General features: G+C 71.2%; 9 protein-coding genes. 4 read left to right on the plus strand and 5 right to left on the minus strand.

Going from position 1 to position 19,565, the window contains the following annotated elements:
• A partial coding sequence (locus H0E84_RS20595) for a DEAD/DEAH box helicase (protein ID WP_425600514.1) occupies positions 1-831 on the minus strand: 831 nt, incomplete at its 3' end.
• Between the two features lie 89 nt (positions 832-920).
• Between H0E84_RS20595 and H0E84_RS19265 the strand changes: the two genes are divergently transcribed.
• Both H0E84_RS19265 and recQ read left to right on the plus strand, forming a co-directional pair.
• Positions 921-1,502 carry a Dps family protein gene (locus H0E84_RS19265; RefSeq protein WP_180680388.1) on the plus strand — a complete coding sequence of 194 codons (582 nt, stop codon included), beginning with the start codon at positions 921-923 and terminating at the stop codon, positions 1,500-1,502.
• A gap of 302 nt (positions 1,503-1,804) precedes the next feature.
• The gene (gene recQ, locus H0E84_RS19270; protein ID WP_180680283.1) at positions 1,805-3,640 is read left to right on the plus strand and encodes a DNA helicase RecQ; all 1,836 of its coding nucleotides are present in this window, start codon (positions 1,805-1,807) and stop codon (positions 3,638-3,640) included.
• 299 nt (positions 3,641-3,939) lie between these two features.
• Here recQ and H0E84_RS19275 read toward each other — a convergent pair whose 3' ends face one another.
• The 3 genes from H0E84_RS19275 to H0E84_RS19285 are packed head-to-tail and all read right to left on the minus strand — an operon-like array spanning position 3,940 to position 14,152.
• The gene (locus H0E84_RS19275; protein WP_180680284.1) at positions 3,940-5,787 is read right to left on the minus strand and encodes a DUF11 domain-containing protein; all 1,848 of its coding nucleotides are present in this window, start codon (positions 5,785-5,787) and stop codon (positions 3,940-3,942) included.
• A 2-nt stretch (positions 5,788-5,789) separates the two neighbouring features.
• Positions 5,790-9,545, minus strand: a complete 3,756-nt coding sequence (locus tag H0E84_RS19280) for a hypothetical protein (protein WP_219339847.1) — start codon at positions 9,543-9,545, stop codon at positions 5,790-5,792.
• Positions 9,546-9,559: 14 nt separating this feature from the next.
• On the minus strand, positions 9,560-14,152 hold the full coding sequence (locus H0E84_RS19285) for a DUF7927 domain-containing protein (protein ID WP_180680285.1): 4,593 nt from the start codon (positions 14,150-14,152) through the stop codon (positions 9,560-9,562).
• A gap of 550 nt (positions 14,153-14,702) precedes the next feature.
• Between H0E84_RS19285 and H0E84_RS19290 the strand changes: the two genes are divergently transcribed.
• Positions 14,703-15,437, plus strand: a complete 735-nt coding sequence (locus H0E84_RS19290) for a response regulator transcription factor (protein ID WP_180680286.1) — start codon at positions 14,703-14,705, stop codon at positions 15,435-15,437.
• A complete protein-coding gene (locus tag H0E84_RS19295) occupies positions 15,421-17,199 on the plus strand; it encodes an ATP-binding protein (protein ID WP_180680287.1) in 1,779 nt (592 codons plus the stop codon). Before H0E84_RS19290 ends, H0E84_RS19295 begins: the two co-directional genes overlap by 17 nt.
• Here the strand turns inward: H0E84_RS19295 and H0E84_RS19300 are convergent.
• Positions 17,196-19,547 carry a ligand-binding sensor domain-containing protein gene (locus H0E84_RS19300; protein ID WP_180680288.1) on the minus strand — a complete coding sequence of 784 codons (2,352 nt, stop codon included), beginning with the start codon at positions 19,545-19,547 and terminating at the stop codon, positions 17,196-17,198. The two genes, H0E84_RS19295 and H0E84_RS19300, sit on opposite strands and share 4 nt — an antisense overlap.
• Positions 19,548-19,565 lie beyond the last annotated feature (18 nt).

The following is a 19,565-nucleotide window of genomic DNA, read 5'->3' on the forward strand; positions in this document are numbered from 1 at the left end:
ATCTCCGGGAGAAAGCGACTCCGACCCCCTTTCTCCCCCCGGCGGGCGGTAGCGCACCTCCACCGGATGGCCGCGACCCTCCACGTTCACCACCGGCGCATCGCCGAAGTGCTTCGAAAAGCGCTCGGTGTCGATCGTCGCCGAGGTCACGATCACCTTCAGGTCGCGGCGCTTCTCCAGCAGCCGCTTCAGGTACCCCAGCAGGAAGTCGATGTTGAGGCTGCGCTCGTGGGCCTCGTCGACGATGACGGTATCGTAGGCCGACAGCCAGCGGTCCGAGGCGATCTCGGCCAGCAGGATGCCGTCGGTCATGAACTTGATCGCGGTGCGCTCCACGGTGCGGTCGCTGAAGCGCACCTGGTAGCCGACCGCGCCGCCCAGGGGCACGCCCAGTTCGTCGGCCACCCGCCGCGCGACCGCACGGGCGGCGATCCGTCGCGGCTGGGTGCAGCCGATCGTGCCCGCGGCGCCGCGGCCGGCCTGCAGGCACAGCTTCGGCAACTGGGTGGTCTTGCCGGAACCGGTCTCGCCGGCGATCACCACCACCGGATGGTCCCTGATCAGCTCGACGATCCGCGCGGCCTCGCCGGCGATCGGCAACGAGGCCTCGACCTGCGCCACGGGCAGCGCCGCCGCGCGTGCGGCCCGCGCGGCGATGGATGCCTGCAGCGCCTGCTCGAAGCGCGCCCGCGCCTCGCCGCTGGCGGGCGCCGAACGCCACCGCGACCACAGGCCGTGCAGCCGCCCGCGGTCGCGCGACAGGGCGTCGCCGATCGCGCCGCGGGCGCGCTTCAACGCGGCGGTCACCGCCTTGGCGCTGGGATTCTCCACTTCGCTTGCAAAACCTCCGGAAAGTCACATATCGAGAACGCGGACCGCCGTATTGTGGCGGCAAATCCATCCCCACCGGAGCCCCGATGATGGCAAAGACCAAGACCGCCGGACCCAAGAAGCCGCCGAAGAAGAACGCCCGCGGCGTCGGCACGACGCCTGCCGTGGCCTCGCCCGGCCCGCAGTCCGGCGCGCCGGCGATCGATATCGGAATCGGCGACAAGGATCGCAAGCGCATCGCCCAGCACCTGTCCACCTTCCTGGCCGATGCCTACACCCTGTACCTGAAGACCCACAACTTCCACTGGAACGTCACCGGGCCGATGTTCAACGCCCTGCATACGATGTTCGAGGAGCAGTACACCGAGCAGTGGAACGCCCTGGACGATATCGCCGAGCGCATCCGCGCCCTGGGCTACAACGCCCCCGGCTCCTATGCCGAGTTCATCGACCTGTCCTCGATCAAGGAAGAGCCCGGCCTGGAAAAGGCGCCGGAATGGCGTGAGATGGTGCGCCAGCTGGTGGTCGGAAACGAGGCGGTCTGCCGCACCGCGCGCAAGGCGCTCGACGTCGCCGACGACGCCGACGACGAGCCCACCGAGGACCTGCTGATCCAGCGCCTGCAGACCCACGAGAAGTACGCCTGGATGCTGCGCTCCCTGCTCCAGTAGAGCCGAGCTCGCTCGGCTGCCCAGCCTCCGAAGCCCCCCGTAGAGCCGAGCTTGCTCGGCTACACAGGCTCCGGAGCCCCCGTAGAGCCGAGCTTGCTCGGCTACACAGGCTCCGGAGCCCCCGTAGAGCCGAGCTTGCTCGGCTACGCAGGCTCCGGAGCCCGGAGCAGCCGAGCAAGCTCGGCTCTACGCGCGTCCGCCGGGCGCCGCGGCATTTCCCTACCGCCAGGCGCGCCGATCCCCGACCGGCACCGGGATCCTTTCCGCTGCGGCGCCGGCGGACGCTCCGGTATCCTGTGCCCATGCAGACCCCCGCACTGGACGCATTGCAGCGCGTCTTCGGCCATGCCGCCTTCCGCGGCGAGCAGGCCGCCATCGTCGAACACGTCGCCGCCGGCAACGACGCCCTGGTGCTGATGCCGACCGGCGGCGGCAAGTCGCTGTGCTACCAGCTGCCGGCACTGCTGCGCGAGGGCGCGGCGATCGTGGTCTCGCCGCTGATCGCATTGATGCAGGACCAGGTGGAGGCGCTGCGCCAGCTCGGCGCGCGCGCGGCGTTCCTCAACTCCACCCTCGATGCCGAGACGGCCCAGGCGATCGAGCGCCAGCTGCTGGCCGGCGAGCTCGACCTGCTGTACGTGGCGCCCGAGCGCCTGCTCACCCCCCGCTTCCTGTCGCTGCTCGACCGCGCGCCGCTGGCGCTGTTCGCCATCGACGAGGCCCACTGCGTCTCGCAGTGGGGACACGACTTCCGCCGCGAGTACCGCGAACTCACCATCCTCCACGAGCGCTGGCCGCAGGTGCCGCGCATCGCCCTGACCGCCACCGCCGATCCGCCCACCCAGCGCGAGATCGCCGAACGCCTGCAGCTGGAGGAGGCGCGCCGCTTCGTCAGCTCGTTCGACCGGCCCAACATCCGCTACACGGTGGTGGAGAAGGACAACGCCAAGCGCCAGCTGCTCGACTTCCTGCAGGCGCACGGCGGCGAGGCGGGCATCGTCTACTGCCTGTCGCGGCGCAAGGTGGAGGAAATGGCGGAGTTCCTCGCCGGCCACGGCATCGACGCGGTGCCCTACCACGCCGGCATGGACGCCGGGCGGCGCGCCGACAACCAGCGCCGCTTCCTGCGCGCCGAGGGCGTGGTGGTGGTGGCGACGATCGCCTTCGGCATGGGCATCGACAAGCCCGACGTGCGCTTCGTCGCCCATGTCGACCTGCCCAAGTCGATCGAGGGCTACTACCAGGAGACCGGCCGCGCCGGACGCGACGGCGAGCCCGCCGACGCGTGGATGTGCTACGGCCTCGGCGACCTGGTGCTGCTGCGGCAGATGATCGAGCAGTCGGAGTCCGGCGACGAGCGCAAGCGCCTGGAGCACCGCAAGCTGGACGCCCTGGTCGGCTACTGCGAATCGATGCGCTGCCGGCGCCAGGTGCTGCTGGCCAACTTCGGCGAGGACTACGTGGCGGCGGCGCCCGAGGGCGCCACCGGCGGAGGCTGCGGCAACTGCGACAACTGCCTGCAGCCGCCGGAGGCCTGGGACGCCACCGAGGCCGCGCAGAAAGCACTGAGCTGCGTCTACCGCAGCGGCCAGCGCTTCGGCGCCGCGCACGTGATCGACATCCTGCGCGGCAGCGACAGCGAGAAGGTGCGCCAGTTCGGCCACGACCGCCTCAGCACCCACGGCATCGGCGCCGACCTGGACGCGCGCGCCTGGCGCAGCGTCTTCCGCCAGCTGGTCGCCCACGGGCTGCTCGAGGTGGATGCCGAGGGCTACGGCGGGCTGCGCCTGACCAGCGACAGCCGCGCCGTGCTCAAGGGCGAACAAGGGGTGCTGCTGCGACGGATCGCCGCACGCCGCGAGCGCGAGCGCACTCGCGCGACGCGCGGTGTCACGCCGGCGGCCGACCTCGCGCCCGCCGACCTGCCGCTGTTCGAGGCGCTGCGCGAGCTGCGCGCGCGGCTGGCGCGCGAGCAGAACGTCCCCGCCTACGTGATCTTCCACGACAGCACCCTGCGCGAGATCGCCGCGCGCCGGCCCGGAAGCGAGGACGAACTCGCCGGCATCGGCGGTATCGGCGCAGGCAAGCTGGCCCGCTACGGCGGGCTGGTGCTGGAAGCCGTGGCTGGCTCGGGTTGAACCCGCTCCCGCCGTGCACCAGACCCCTCACTCCCCGTAGAGCCGAGCTTGCTCGGCCACACAGGCTCCGAAGCCCCCTGTAGAGCCGAGCTTGCTCGGCTGCAGGGCCTCCGGAGCCCACCGGTAGAGCCGAGCTTGCTCGGCTGCGCCGGCTCCGGAGCCGGGAGCAGCGGAGCAAGCTCCGCTCTACGGGGACCTGCCTGGCCCTGCACGCGGCTTCACCCTTGCCACGACCACGGCGAAGCCTTCGCTGTCACCCGAGCGGACGGGCTCGAGAGCCGGAGCGAACCGAATTCCGCTTACGGCACGCCGCTGGCCGTCACCGTGCAGGTCAGCGCCAGCGTCACCGTGCCTCCATTGGGCAGGGTCGGGATCACCAGCCCTGCAGCCAGCTGCGCCGGCGTGGGGCCCGCCGGGCAGGCCGCACCACCGTCGGCCGAGCAGACGAGTGCGGTGCATTCCAGGCTGTCCGGGACGCCGGGGTCGGTCACCACCGCACCGTCCGCGGCGCTGGGGCCGTTGTTGGCGACCACGATCTGGTAGACGACCTCGTCCCCCGAGGTCACCGCATCGTCCGAGCTGCTCTTGACGATCGACAGATCGGCGATCGGCGCCACCGTGATCGTCGCGCTGCTCTCGCCGTCGAACGGCTCGTCGAGGGTCTGCGACACGTAGTCGATCCTCGCGGTGTTGACGATGTCCGTCTCCGCCAGCGCGTTGTCGTCGTCGACGACCACGCGGAACCGGAACGACGCCGCCTCGTCGGGCAGGATCTGGCCGCCGCTGCTGGCGTCGGCGCCGTTGCCCAGGCGGAAGACCACGCGATCCGGGCCGGCCAGGAACTCGGCCAGGTCGTCGCCGGCCGCGTCGGTCATCGCGCCCGTCGGCGCGCCGGGCGCATTGCCGAGGATCTCCAGGCTGCCCGGCACGTAGCTGGTGTTGGCCGGGATGGGATCGGTGACGATCACGTCCAGCGCACCGTCCTCGCCCTCGTTGACGAACGACACCGTGTATTCCAGTTCGTCGCCGGGCACGAGTTCGCCGCCGTTGAGGTCCACCACCTGCTTGGTGAACGAAGTGATCAGGTCCGGGACGAACAGGTCGACCGCGAACACCAGCGCGTGCGGATAGTAGACGTCGCCGCTGGACGTGAACTGGAACGTGGCCGAGGTGGCGCCGTTGGCGAGGATGTTGCTGGCGTCGACGTAATCGATGTCCATCCCGAGCTGGTTGACGTAGTCCGGGGTCTTGGCGCTGAGGTGACTGCCCAGCCGGCTGACGGTGCTGTTCCAGAAGTTGGTCGCCGGGTTGAGGCCGTCGTTGAGCTGGGTGCCGTTCATCACGAACTGGTCGCCGAGGATGCTCAGGTCGCCTTCCCATGTCAGGGCGCCGAGGAAGGTGTCGAACGAGCCGGTCAGCGGCGTCAACAGGCCCGAGACCGAGATGTCGACCGGCGCGCCATCGGTCACGTTGGCAGCGCCGTCGTACACCATCAGCCGCCGGAACGGCTCGTTGGTATCGCGATACAGCACGATCAGGCTCCAACCGGCATAGCGGTCGGTGCCGGTGGTGCCGACGATGCCCCCGGCTGTGTAGGTGCCGTTGCCCGCGGCCTGGACCAGCGCGGTCACGTCCGCGGACGCGAAGTAGGCACGGTTGGCCGCGGTACCGCCGATGGTATTGGTGTCGAGCTGAGCCGCGGTGATGGTCTGGTAGCCGATCGCGCCCGCCGGACGGAACTGCAGCGCGTTGCGGCCGGCGGCAGCCCCGTCCGCGCGAGCGCCCCAGTAGAGGCCGGCGAACAGAACCGTCGCCCCCGCCGGCAGGTTCAGGTCGGCGCTGGAGCTGTTGCCTAGCCCGGCCGCCGGATCCACGTCGACGAACACCATCTGGTGGGCGTTGTTGTTGTTGGGATGGTTGGCACCCGTGGTGCCGGTCGCCGTGCCCAGCCGGGCCTGTGCGCACTGGTTCGCGCCGTCGGTGCAGGTCATCAGCGCGTTGCCGATCATCGCCGCGTTGCCGGGCTGGTTGAAACTGGCGCGCGGGGTGAAGCTGCGGACGACCTGCGCCTGCGCCGCGGACGCGGCCAGCATGAGCAGGATCGCGCACAGCGCCGCCGTTGCGGCCCTAGGAGCGGAAGTGGACATGATCAATAGCTCCCCACGAAGTTGACGAACCAGCCCTTGTGGTCGTAGTCGAAGTCGGTCAGGTCGTCGCTGAAGTCGGTGAAGTTGTAGCCGGCGCCGATGCGGAAGTTGCGGTTCAGATCGCGGTCCACGCCCACCAGGAAGCCCTGCCTCGTGCCGCCGTCCTTGACGTCCAGCCAGCGGTATTCGGCCAGCGCATGCCACTTCTCGCGCAGCTCGTAGCGGACCTGGCCGGCGGCGAAGGTTGTCGCCGAATCGAACCAGTCGCCGGTGCCGCGGCCGAAGCGCACCTCGCCCTCGCGCCGGGCCAACTTGGCCGCCAGTTCCCAGTGGTGATCGACCCGGTACACGCCCTCGAACGCCAGCACCTGGCTCTTCTGGTCGTACTGCGCGCCGCCCGCCTGCCCCAGCGTGGCCAGGTCGTACAGGTAGGTGTAGCGTCCGAACAGGCCCCAGCGGCTGCCGTCCCATGGCCGGTAGGCGAAGCCGAAGTTGCCCTCGATGAACTTCGCGCCGGCGGCCGGATCCAGCTCGTCGTCGGTGTCGGCGTAGTTGAACCGCGCCGCGATCCGCCAGCTCTCGTTGAGCTTGTGGGCGAACCGGTTGGTGCTCACCCACTGGGTACGCCGCTCGGCGCCGTCGTCGCGCCGCCATTCCAGCTTGCTCTGCCAGTCGGTATCCGACGAGGTACGCCCGCCGCTCAGGCTCACCGCCTGGCGGTCGACCTGGCCGCCGCCGGCGGTGGTCAGCTCGCCGTCCGAGACGGTGAAGCCGAGATTCCAACCCACGCCCGGGTAGAAGTCCATGCCGTAGGTGTGCGCCAGCCCGGACTCGTTGCGGGTCTTGAGGAACTGGCTCTCATTGAACAGGTTCACCTGGTTGGACAGCCGCCAGCGCTGGCCGAAGGTCCAGCCGTTCTGGCGGTTGGGGTTGAACAGCGAGTGGTACTCGGTGCTGTCGGTGGAGTAGGTGTAGCCGCCGTAGAAGCTGTGCTGCGGATTCAGGCGGTACTCGCCGTTGACCGTGGCCGCATCGCCGCGGTCGCCGGTGGTCACTTCCGCGCCGATGTTCGACAGGTTGGCGAAGTTGTAGCGCGCGCCCAGGCTGTAGGCATCGTTGTCGGCGTAGCGGCCGCTGTCGTCGTCCAGGGTCACCTGGGCGGTGCCGAACACGTCCAGCGCGGTGCCGAAGCGGTGGGTGTAGCGCAATGCGCCCAGGGTGCCGGCAGCCTCCCCCGTGCTGCGCTCTTCCTCGGTGCGGCGGACCTCGGCGGCCAGGGCCGCGTCGGCGCCGATCCGCCATTCACCGGTGACCTGCATCTGGGTCAGCGACTCGCCGCCGCGCTCGGCCTTGCTGTAGCGCGCGTGCATGCCCAGGTTCGGGGTGAAGCGGCCCAGCAGCTCGGCGCCGTGCTCCTCGGTCTCCAGCCCGGTGTCGAAGCGCGAGATCGAGTAGCCGGCGTCCACCTGCCGCCACCACGCCGCCGCGCTCCACTCCTGCTCGGTCCAGCCCAGTTCCTGGAAGTTGGCCCGCGCCTCGACTGCGCTGGCGTCGCCCTCGCGCGGGCCCTGCGGGTTGAGCTGGGTGAACGACAGGCCGCCGTTGTCGGAAAAGAACACTGGTGCGCTGGTGGCCTCGGTGCGGCCGTGCTCCAGCTTCAGGTAGGTGCCCTTGCCCGCCTGAAGCGTCAGGTCGGCCGCCATCAAGGTGTAATCCTCGCCGGCGCGATTCTCGTCGACGTAGGTCAGCCCCACCCCGACGTGATCGCCGAACCAGTGCTTGCCGCGCACGCCCATGGCGATCTCGTCGGCGTCGAAGCTCGAGGGTACCCATTCGTAGTCGACGATCAGGCGCTGCTCGAAACCGTCCAGCGGCGTGTCGCGGGTGATCGACGACACGTTCTGGCGGGTGATCTGCGCGAGCGCACGGGTCAGCAGGACTCGGCCCTGAAGCTCATCGATCTCGTAGTCGGCACCGCGCAGCAGCTCGATCCGCTGCTCGACGCGGCCGGTGGCACGGTCGCGTACCTCCAGCACCACCCGGTCCGATCCCGGCAGCACGTCGGTGTGGCGCAGGTAGTACAGGCTGCCGCCGGTGCCGGTGAATTCGCTGTGCCCGGGCGCGGTCTGAGCCTCGGAGCCGAACACGCGCAGTTCGGTACCCGGGTCGCCCCAGGGATTGGCGACGCGCGAGCGCCAGTTCAGCGCGGCGCCGTACAGCGAGCGCACGTACTGTCCGTACTCGGTGCCGGTGATGCCGGTGTGGAAGTTCCCCCACAGCGCCTCGTTCTTGTCCCAGTCGGCGCGCAGGTAGAAGCGGCCCATGGTGTCGACGTCCCGATACGTGGTCGAGTCGTCGCCGTAGGTCGGGTAGTACAGGTCCGGGTCCAGGCGCCGGAACACGTCCTGCGGGTCGGCCTGGGTGAAGCCATCGAACAGGTCCTCAAGCGGCCGGTCGCGGGTGTCGGCCTGGGCGGTGACCAGGTACTTGCCCTTGAACTTGGCCTTGCCGTAGAACGCCAGCCGCCCGTCGCTGAGGATGTCGTCGTCGCGCCCGGCCCGCGCCAGGTCGCGGCCAGGGCCGCTGGCGCTGTTCTCGTACACGGTCAGGTCGGCCAGGGCGACGCCGAAGAAGTAGCGCCCGCTCACGTCCACGTCCAGCGCGTGCCGCACCGGGGTGGCGCCTTCCTGGCCCTGCAGGGCGATGTCGAAGCGGTGCTGTCCCACCGGCATCAGGTACTCGGCGACGAACTTGCGCTCCAGGTCCACCGGATAGCTGTCGCCGTTGATCAGCAGCGCGTAGCCGGCCGGCAGGTTGCGGCCCTGCACGCGCACCCGCGAGCCGTAGATCGGGATGTTCTGGTAGCGCAGCGCGCTCTGGCCGAACACGTCGTCGACCAGCCGCTGGGTCTCGGCCTGCTCCTCGCTCAGCGCGGTGCCGAGCGCGCGCTCGGTGCCTTCGCGCAGCCGCTGGCGGCCGCGCTCGGCCTCGTCCGGGCGCACCAGCTGCAGCCGCCGCGGCTGGGTCTCGTCGATGTTGCCGGCGGCGTCGAAGGCGCGCAGCACGTAGACCAGCTCGTCGCCGTCGCGGAAAGGCATCTCCGCCGGCAGCGCGCCGTCCCACTCCACCTGCGCCACCGGCGCGACCGCGATCGGCACCCTGGCCAGCGGCCGGACCAGGTCGCCGTCGCTGGCGCGGAACACCGCCAGCTCCATCTTTTCGATGAAGCCGCTGTAGTTGCCGCGCACGAAGAAGCGCACCGGGCGGGTGATCGCGGTGCCGTCGAACGGCACCATGCCCGGCGCCGAGACCGACAGCTCGGGCTGGCCCAGAGTGGGATCCTCGGTGGCCCAGATCACCCCGCCGCCGGGCAGGTCGATCGAGAACCGGCCCTGCGCCACGGCGCGGCCCGGCTGCTCCAGGCCGACCGTCACGCGCCGGTCCGGCTGCAAGGCCTCCGAGGAGGACTGCGGCGTGGTGCCGTCGGTCGACGGCCGGTCGTAGCTGCGCGTGCGCAGCTTGAACACCAGGCCTTCGTCGGAGACGCAGCCTTCGGCGGAGCAGTCCAGTGCGGTCTGCGCGGCGCTGGAGCCGTCGCCCGGCGCCGGTTGCCGCAGCCAGGCCTCGGCGTCCGCGCCGGCGTCGTCGGCCGTCTGCGCGGTGGTGGCCGCTGGCGCCTGTGCGTCCTGCGCCAGCGCCGTCGACGCCATGCCCGCCAGGATGCCGATCAGCGCGGTATCGAGCAGCTTCATCTTCATGATCCGGCCCCCTCTCACTTGCGTTCCGGACCGACAGGGGCTGTCGGATCGTTGCTGGATTCCACGCGCACCCGTGCGCGCAGCTCTGGACTCAATCGTTCCGCCAGGGCCTCGTACACCGCCCGCGCCCGCCTCAGGCCCAGCTCGGCGTTGTAGGCATGGCTGCCGCGCACGTCGGTATGCCCGACCAGCGCCACCACGCCGCCGCCCAGCTGCTCCAGCCGCGCGGCGACGCGGTCGAGCAGCGGTCCGAACTCCGGCCGGATCGCGGCGCGGTCGGTGTCGAACAGCACCGTGCCGAGCAGCGCGCCGCTCTGGTTCACCCCCGCCACCAGCGCGTCGTGGATTTCGGTGCGCACCTCCACCGTCAGCGCCTCGCGGTGTTCCGGCGCGACCTGCGCCAGCAGCAGGTCGCGCACCGCGCCTGCGCGGTCGAAGGCCAGCGCCTGGCTGTCGCCGTCGGCGGTGATCGTCACCTCGCCGCCGCCGTGGGCGTCGACCTGCGCGGCCATCTCCGCGATCGCGGGCAGGTACTCGCTCCTCACCTCGGCGCTGCCCGGGGCGAAGATCACCTCGCCCAGGGTCAGCTCGGCGGAGTCGCTGCCGCCGGGGATCGCTTCGACGGGCAACTGCACCCCGAAGTCGAACCGCACCGGCACCCCGGGGGTGATCCGCCGCAGCAGCGGGTTGTCGGTGGTGAACGGCGTGCCCGGCGGCAGCGTCGACGGATCCACCTTGAGGATGAAATTGCGGTAGCCGCGCTCGCCGCCCTGCACGTCCACCAGGTGGTACCGCCCGTACTGGTCGGTCTCGACCAGCAGCCCTTCCACCGAGGCGATGCGCACCCCGGGGATGCCGCGTTCGTCGACGCCGGCATTGCCGATCACGTAGTCGACCACCATCCCGCCCTCGCCCTGGGCGATGCGCCGCTCCACCGTCGGTTCGGCGGCGTTGAGGCCCCTGGCCGATTCGCCGTCCCGCTCGACCGTGGTGCGGCCGGCGGCGTCCATGCGCACGGTCACGCCCTGGTCGCTGGTCAGCACGAAGTCGTCGGTGAACGCCGCCTCGCGCAGGCGTTGACGGATCACCACCTGGCGAGCTTCGACCGGATCGGCCTGCGACTGCCGCGCCGCGATGGCGCCCACCTCGATGCCGTGCAGCAGCGGCGCGCTGGCGTCGGCCATCGGCTCGGCGCCGTTGCCGCGGTCGAGCGTGGTCGAGCCGGCGACGTACGCACCCGGCGCGAACCCGCCCTGCGCCCGCAGCCCGCTCAGGGCGGCGCTGTCCTGCCAGCCGTCGCCGTCGCGGTCGTCGAACACGGTGCCGAACACCAGACTGTCGTCGAGCAGCGGATCGCCTTCGATCGTCACCTGCGCGGTGGCCACGTTGGAGATCGGATTGCCCGAACCGTCCTGCGCCAGCGCCTCGTTGACCTGGGTGCCGTGGCGCACGCCGGCGCCGACCCGCAGCAGGTAGACCACGGTCGCGGTCTCGCCCACCGGGATGTCCAGTCCGCCGATGCTCAACGGATGGCGGCCCGCCCCCAACTCGAAGGCGTCGTCGCCGTCCTGCACCGCCATCGAGCCTTCGACGTAGCCGAAGCCCTGCGGCGGCGTGTCGACCACGGTGCCGCCCACCAGGTTCACGACGCCCACGTTCTCCACCGTCAGGGTGTAGCGGACCAGGTCGCCGATGCGCGCGGTGCGCACGCCGGCGGTCTTGACGATGCGCAGCTCGGTGTCGTCGAGCACGCGGTGACTGGTGCCGCAGGGCTGGCAGACCGCCTCGATGGCGCCGCCGTACTCGCTGACCACCGCGTTGGTCACCTCGCCCGCGGCGCTGGCATCCACCGTCGCGGGATAGCTGAAGGCGTACACGCCCGGCACCGCGCCGGCGGCCAGGGTGCACACGATCCCGCCGCTGCCGCCGGTGCAGCCGGCGGGCAACTCGCCCACGGCCAGCCCGGCACCCGGGGTGTCGGTCAACAGCACCGGCGTGGTGATGGCCGCGTTCTCGATCGTCACCGACAGGGTGTAGACGATCGTGTCGCCCACCGAGACCTCGGCGCCGTCGCCCGGATCGGAGCTCTTGGCCACGGTGACCACCGGCTCGGCCAGCGGATGCTCGGTGCTGCAATCGGCGCATTCCGGATCCGGGTCGCCGCCGCCGGCGCCGGTCACGCTGTTGCCGACCGCGCCCACCGCGTCGGCGTCGACGCGCGCCTGGTAGGTGAACACGTGGTCGCCCGGCAGGGCGCCTGCCGCCAGGGTGCAGACCAGGCCGTCGCCGGTCGCCTCGCAGCTGCCACCCTCACCCGCCTCGATGGAGTCCGGCAGTAGGGTGAGCCCATCGCCGAGGGTATCGGTCAGCACGTACGGTGCGGTGGTAGCGGACATCGCCACCGTGGTGGTGAGGGTGTAAGTGAGCACGTCGCCGGCGTTGACCTCGACGCCGTCCGCCGGATTGGCGGCCTTGGCTGTCGCGATCCCGGGCAGCGCGATGTCGTGCTCGGTGCTGCAGTCGGTGCACTCCGGGTCCGGGTCGCCGCCGCCCTCGCCGACCACGCTGTTCGCGACCGCGCCGCTGGCGTCCGCATCGACCGTAGCGGTGTAGGTGACCGCGTAGGTACCCGGCACGGTGCCGGCTGGCAGCGTACACACCAGCGCGTCGCTGCAGGTGTAAGCCCCGGCATCGGTCACTTCCACCAGGGTGAGTCCGGCGCCCAGCGTGTCGGTCAGCAGATACGGCTCGGTCGTCGCCGAGGTGGCGACCGTGGTGGTCAAGGTGTAGGTGAGCACTTGGCCCGCCTGCACCTGGCTGCCGTCGGCCGGATCGGAGCTCTTGACGGTGGAAATGACCGGCAGCCCGAGGCCGTGGGTGGTGCTGCACGTGGTGCACTCGGGATCCGGGTCGCCGCCATCGCCGGTGATGGCGACGCTGTTGCCCACGGTGCCAGCGGCGTCGGCATCGACCGTCGCCGTATAGGTCACTGTGTACGTGCCCTGGACCGTGCCCGTCGGCAGGGAGCACTGCAGAGCGCCGGTACAGGCGAAGTCGCCGGCGTCGGTCACCGCGCCGAAGCTCAGCCCGGCGCCGAGGGTATCGGTGAGCTCGAGCGGCGCGGTGGTCGCGCCGCCGAGGATCGTGGCGGTCAGGGTATAGGTGATGGTGTCGCCGGCGGCGACCAAACTGCCCGTCGCCGGATCGGCGCTCTTGGCCACCGACACCGCCGAACCAACCGGCGTAGTTTCCTCGCAATCGTTGCCGGGCGCGCTGCAGTCCACGCCGGCGACGGTCACCGCGTTGTCGATGCTTTCCACGCCGGCAGGCGTCGGATCGTCGACCTGGACGATGAAATCGAGCGTCACGCTGGCGCCGGCGGCGATGTTGAACGCGTTCGAGTTGGGACAGCTGCTGCCCGCGCAGGTGAAGTCGCTGCCGGCGGCCACGAACGAGGTGCCGGCGGGCAGGGTTTCCACCACGTCGCCCTCGAACAGGGTGCCGACGGTGCCGCCGGTGTTGGCGACGGTGATGGCGTAGGCGAGCGTGTCACCGGCCTGGACCGGCGTCCCCGGCGCGTGGGGGGCGCCGTTGACCTCGGACAGGGTCTTGGCGACCGAGAGTTCCGCCTCGGCCAGCGCCGGGAAGGCGCAGGAGGCGAGGTCGCGCGACCCGCCCGCGCCCGTCGGCGCGGCCTGCGTCAGCACGCCGGTGGCCGGATCGTAGGCGTAGTAGGCGCTGCTGGCGGTGTTGTCGGCGACGTAGAGCGTGCCGTCGGCGGCGAACGCCACGCCGGCCCAGTTGATGCCGGCGGGCGCGCCGTTGAGCAACGGCCGCACCTGGCGCTGCGCGACCAGGCTGCCGCCGCCCAGGTCCACCTTGTAGAGATCGACCCCGGCCGACAGCCAGGCGACGCCGTTGGCGTCGAAGGCGATGTCGCCGGAACTGGTGTTGCTGGGGCCCTGGTCGTAGCTCAGGTTGCCGATGTTGGCCACCGAATAGCCGAAGCTGCCGGGTGCCGGATCGGCGGTGACCTCCCAGACCTCGGGCGTGGCGTTGTTGCCGGCGATCAGGTAGCCGACGCCGCCCGGGGTCATGCCGGCGCGCGGGAAATCGGGCGATACGAACGGTGCGGTGGCCTGGTACCAGCCGCCGTTGTCGGCGTCGTAGGCCCAGAGGATCGTATTGCCGCCGCTGCGCGAAATGAACAGCAGCCGGTTGCGGACCGGGTCGACCATCAGGCCGTTGAGGTCGCCCGATACCGTTGCCTCGAGCTCCGGAACGGCGGCGTCGGCGCCGGCGCCGGCGTCGTAGCGCCAGATCTCCACGCCGTTGACGATGCTGAAGATGGCGTCCTGGCCGGCCGGGCAGAAGTCGTACTCGACCGCCAGCGGCGTGACCGAAAGGACCGCGTCGTCGCTGTCGTTATCGGGATCCGGGTCGACCGTGCCGGCCGGCGGGGCGATCGTCGCGGTGTTGACGACCGCAGACTGCGCCAGCGCGGCCATGCCGGAGAACGCGCCGGCCAACACCGAGAGGACCAGCAACAGCGACAGAATGTTCTTGCGGCAGTGCGATGCTGCCTTGGGCTTGGACGTGACGGCCACGCATCTTCCCCTGATTGACACCATGAGGCAGGCCGGTGCGCGCTATCGCCTCCGCATCCCGGCACCGCCTCCGGCGCCGGGATGCGCAAGCCATGGCCGGGACGCCTGGTCCCGCTCCGGTTGCTGCTGGCGGCGGAATCTAGTGGCGATGCGGCACCGGCTACAAGGGAAAGATGTTTTCCCTCGATTGCATTTCATTTCGCTCTTCCGCGGGGATGCCGGTGCCTCGAGCGCCACCCGGGAGAAAGGGCGGCGCAGCGCGGCGACGGGGCCCGATTCAGGATTCGGCAGCCGCACGATCGGGCACGCGACGCCGGATTCGGATATAAAATGCAATCGAGCGGGAGCGGTTTTTCGCCGGCTCGGGGGGTCGTTCCGGCGCGGACGCGCAGACGATGCGCGGCCCCTTGGGGGACGACAGGCGCCGGATTGTCCTGGAGCGACCGCTGCAGGCAGGGGGAACAGACGTGACGAAGCAGACATGGATCGAAGCAATCCGCACGCCAGGCGCGCGGGCGCGGACCGGCCGCGGGTCGCGGTGCGTGCAGGCATGAATCCGGGCCTTGAATCGCTACGCACCGGGCAGCCCGCGCGCGAACAGCGCCACTGGCACCGGATCCTCGTCGTCGAGGACAACGAGTCGCTGCGCCGGGAGGTGCTGCTGCCGGCGATCGCCGGGGCTGGCTATTCCTGCACGGCCGTCGGCTCGGCGCTGGAGATGTACCGCAACCTGGCGGCGCGGCCCTACGACCTGGTCCTGCTGGACATGGGCCTGCCCGACGAGGACGGCTTCGTCTCGATCCAGCACCTGCGCACGTTGACGCGCGCAGCTGTGGTGGTGCTCAGCGGCATGGATACCGATGCCGACCGCGTCCGCGGCCTCGGCAACGGCGCCGACGCCTACCTCTGCAAGCCGATCGAACCCGAAGTGCTGCTTGCGTGGATTCGCAGCATCCTGCGCCGGACCGGCACCGCAACGGCGGACGTGGCCGCCCCCCAGCGATGGCGGCTGGTCGACGGCGGCTGGCGTCTGCTGGCGCCGGAGGGCGTCGCGGTGGCGCTTTCCGCTGCCGAGCGGATCCTCATGGGCGCCTTCCTGGGCGCGCGCGGGGCGCAGGTGAAGCGCGACGACCTGGTCTCCGCGCTGGCGGCGGAGGTGCCGGGGTTCGCCGCCTCGCGGCTGGAGATGCTGGTGCACCGGCTGCGCCGCAAGGTGCAGCGCGCCACCGGCGCCAACCTGCCGCTGGTGGCCATCCGCGGGATCGGCTATGCCTTCGACCCCTGAGCGGCCGGACGCCGCGGCATGGCTCTCCCGGCTCGGCGGCAAGCTCCTGCCGGCACCGGCCCCGCCCGCCGCCGGCGCCCGCCGCGCCACCGTGCCCGCACGCGGCGCAGCCGGCCGTTCGCACGACCGCCGCAACGGCCTGATGCTGCGCACCATCCTGGTGGTCGTGGGCAGCGCGGCCACGGCGATGGCGATCGTGTCCGCCGCCGCGCCGGTGACCGGCGAGTTCAGCGCCGCGGCCGCGATCGGCGCCTGCGCGTGGACCTGTTTCCTCCTGCTGCAGCGTGGCCACTACCGTCCTGCTGCCGGCATCACGGTGGCCGGAAGCATGCTGCTGGTGGGCCTGAGCTACCAGGCCTATGGTCTGCAGGCGCAAACCGGCCTGCAGATGACCCACCTGATGCCGCTGCTGTTCGCCGGACTGCTGCTGGGCAGGCGCGCGGTCTGGTGGACCGCGCTGGGCTACGCCGGCGCCCTCGTGCTCGGGGCGATGGCCGATGCCGGCCGGGGCGCCGGCCCTGCTCCGGCAGCGTGGGTGACCGCGGACCTGCTGCTCGCCGCGCTCAACGTGCTGGTGCTGGCGGTGATCCTCGACCGCCTGATCGCGATCTCGCAGAAGGCGATCCGCCGCAGCGAGGCGCTCGACGAGGCCTGCGCGGAACTGGAGCACGAGATCGCGGAGAAGGAGCGCGCCTACGCCCGTCTGCTGCATACCCAGCGGATGGAGGCGATCGGCCGCCTCTCGGCCGGGGTGGCGCACGATTTCAACAACATTCTCAGCGTCATCCTCGGTCACGCCGGCACGAGCACCGCGGGCGGCGGGGCCGGCTTCGACGGCATCCGCAAGGCGGCGCGGCGGGGCGCGATGCTCACCCGGCGTCTGCTCAGCTTCGGCCGCACCCAGGTCGGCGAGATCTCGCGTTTCGATCTGGCCGAGGCGATCGAGGACATGCGCCCGTTGCTGGTGCCGATGTTCCCGCGCAACGTCGAGGTGCGCCTGGAGGCGGCATCCGGCCGGCTGCCGGTCGAGCTCGATCGCGAGGAACTGGAACTGGCGCTGCTCAACATCGCCAGCAACGCCTGCGACGCCATGCCGGACGGCGGCCGGTTCGAGCTGTCGGTCCATGCGTGCGGCGCAGACGCGGTGATCCGCGTCGCCGACACCGGCATCGGCATGGCGCCCGAGGTGGCGAGCCGGGTGTTCGAACCGTTCTTCACCACCAAGCCGCGGGACAGCGGAACCGGCATCGGCATGAGCATCGTGCACAGGTTCGTGACCGACGCCGGGGGCGGCATCGAACTGGAAAGCGCGCCCGGCGAAGGCACCCGCCTCGAAGTCCGGCTGCCGCTGGCGTCCGCGGCCGGCATCGACCGCGCACCGCGGCGGCGGACGCTGCTGGTGACGGCCGACATCGCGCTGTCGCGATCGCTCGGCCGCGCGCTCGCCGCGCAAGGCTGCGAGGTGGTCGCTGTCGAGAGCGCCGACGACGCCATTTCACGGGTGCTCCGGTCGGCGTCCTTCGATCTCGTCGTCGCCAGCGGGCGTCTTCCCGACGGCGACGGGCTGATGCTCCTGCGCCAGATCGGCGCGGTGGTCCCCGGGGCGGCGCAGGTGCTGCTCCTCGATCGCGATTCCCGGATGCCCGATACCCCGGGCATCGTGGCGCTGGCGCCGCCGTTTTCGCCCGAGCGGCTGGCCGGCGCACTTGGCGGGCGCGACCCCGCCGCCGATCCTGCACCCGAGCACGGCGCCCTCGCCTAGCGCGGGCCCCTGCCCCGCGCCCGCAGCCGCGAGGGCGAGGGCTCGGGGTCTTCGCGCTCCGCGCGCGTGCTGCCGACCAGCACCACCAGCCCGAGCGCGGTGGCGAGCATCCAGATCCAGGGCCGCTGGTACCACGGCTGCGGATGGCGGATCCGCAGCGTTGCCGCAGCGGGCGACCACGGCCCGCCCAGCACGCTCGCCTGGACCTCGAACAGGTGCTCGCCCCACGGGACGGACGGATACAGGATGCTGCGGTTGCTTCCCGCCTCCACCCAGTCCTCGTCGAATCCGGACAGGCGGAAGCGGAAGCGGGTGTTCAGCGGCTGGCTCAGGTTGATGGCGGTGTAGCGGATTTCCAGATTGCGCGCGAACGGATCCAGCACGAGCGTCGAGCCGTCGGACTTGCGCGGCCGTCCGGCCACCGCCACGTGCTCGATGTGCGGCCGCAGGGACGGCGGCTCCACCGGGCCGACGGCTGCAGGATCGACCGCCGCGAACCCCTCCACGAGCGCGAACCACAATCGCCCGCGCGTGTCGCGATGACAGGCGGCGGCGACGCCGCCATTGATCTCGGCGGGCACCAGCCCGTCGCTCGCGGCGTAGCCGACCGAGGCGATCTCGTCCCCCGCCTGGCGCGGCGACGGCAACAGGGTGACGCCGCGATTGCCGCCCAGCCACAGGCGGCCGCTGTCGTCGGACAGGATGCACGAAACGGTATCGTCGAACAGGCCGTTGTCCTGGCCGTAGTGCCGTACCTGGCCGCCGGCGATCCGGTTGAGCCCGCCGCCGTAGGTCCCCACCCAGAGCACCCCGGCCCCGACGTCCTCGTGAAGCGCGCGGGCGAAGCGCGAGGAGAGCCCTTCGGCGGGCGTCCACTGCTCGACCACGCGGTCGCCCACCAGCCGCAGGACGCCCCGATCGCCGATGAACCAGCGGCCGCCGCGCGCCGAGGCGACCACCTGGTTGATGCTCATCCCCTCCAGCGCCTCGATACGATGGCGCCCTGCCTCCCTGCCCGCGGCATCCAGCACCAGCCGGTAGGTCGACCTTCCGGAGCCGACCAGATAGCTGCCGTCGGTCTCCTGCCAGACGCCGACGGATGCATGCGGCGCGAACGCGGCGACGTGCTCCACGCTGCCGTCGACGAGACGCCCCAGGCGCCCTCCGGCGTTGCCGACCCACGCCGTGCCCTCGCGATCCAGCAGCAGGCTGGCGACGCAGTCGTTCTCCATCGCTTCCTGGAACTCCACCACCACGATGCTGCCGTCTTCGCGCCAGTGCCGCAGCCCGTCGCAGGACAGCCCGAACCACAGCCCTGCGCCGCCGTCGCCGACCACCGCCCGCCCCGCCTTGGGCGTTCCGAGCTGGGCTTCGGCGAACAGGCCGAACAGGGGCGTGCGCAACCGCAGCAGGCCGCGACTGGCGCCGCCGATCCAGAGGTTGCCCTCGTCGTCGACGGACATGCTGCTGATGCCGAGCCCGTCGAGTTCGGGAACGGCGTGCCATGCACCGCCAGCGTCCTCGCGCATCACCTGCGCCGCGCGCGTGGCCACCCACCAGCGGCCATCCCCGTCGCGGGTGGCGTACGCCGGGAGTTCCACGCCGAGAGACAGCCACCGGCCGTTTTCGGGATCGAATCGGTACAGCGCGCGCTCGGTCCCGATCAGCAGCGTGCCGGCCTCGCTTTTCAGCAGGTGCACCCGGCCGTGCCCGTCCGGCAGCGGGATCGCCCGCAGCCGATCGGCCTCGAGCAGGTGCAGGCCGCCGTAGCCCCCGACGAAGATCCGCCCGACCGGATCGATGGCGATGTGGTGATGGCCCGAGCGCGCCGAACCGGGCACCTGCCCGGCGCGACCATCGGCCGGATCGACGCTGAAGATCCCCTCGTTGCTCGCCAGCCAGATGGTGCCGCGGCGATCCTGCACGATGGCGCCGATCTGGCAGGTGTCGCCGCAGGCCGGCAGTTGCCGGAACGTGCCGTCCTCGAAAACGCTCAGTCCGGCGTCCTGGGTGCCGATCCATAACCGTCCGGCGTCGTCCTCGTGCAGGGCGAGGATGCGGTCGCTGCCCGGGCCGGCCCGGTCGCCTTCCGGCGCCTCGGCGCCGCGGAGGCCGGTGTCGGCGCGAAAGGTCTCGAAACGCGAGCCGTCGAAGCGCACGAGGCCGCCGAACGTGCCGATCCACAGGTAGCCGTCGGCGCTCTGCACGATCGCGTTCACCCCCGACTGGGGAAGCCCGTCGTCGGCGGTGTAGTACCTCGGGACGATCCGGTACTGGAGCTCGGTGGCGGCAGGCGGCGCAGGATCGCCCAGCAGCGCCAGCCCGATCAGCAGAATGTCCAGTCCCAACGTGAGCCTCCAGCCTGC

Origin of the sequence: Luteimonas salinisoli, assembly GCF_013425525.1 — a bacterium.
GTDB lineage: Bacteria > Pseudomonadota > Gammaproteobacteria > Xanthomonadales > Xanthomonadaceae > Luteimonas > Luteimonas salinisoli.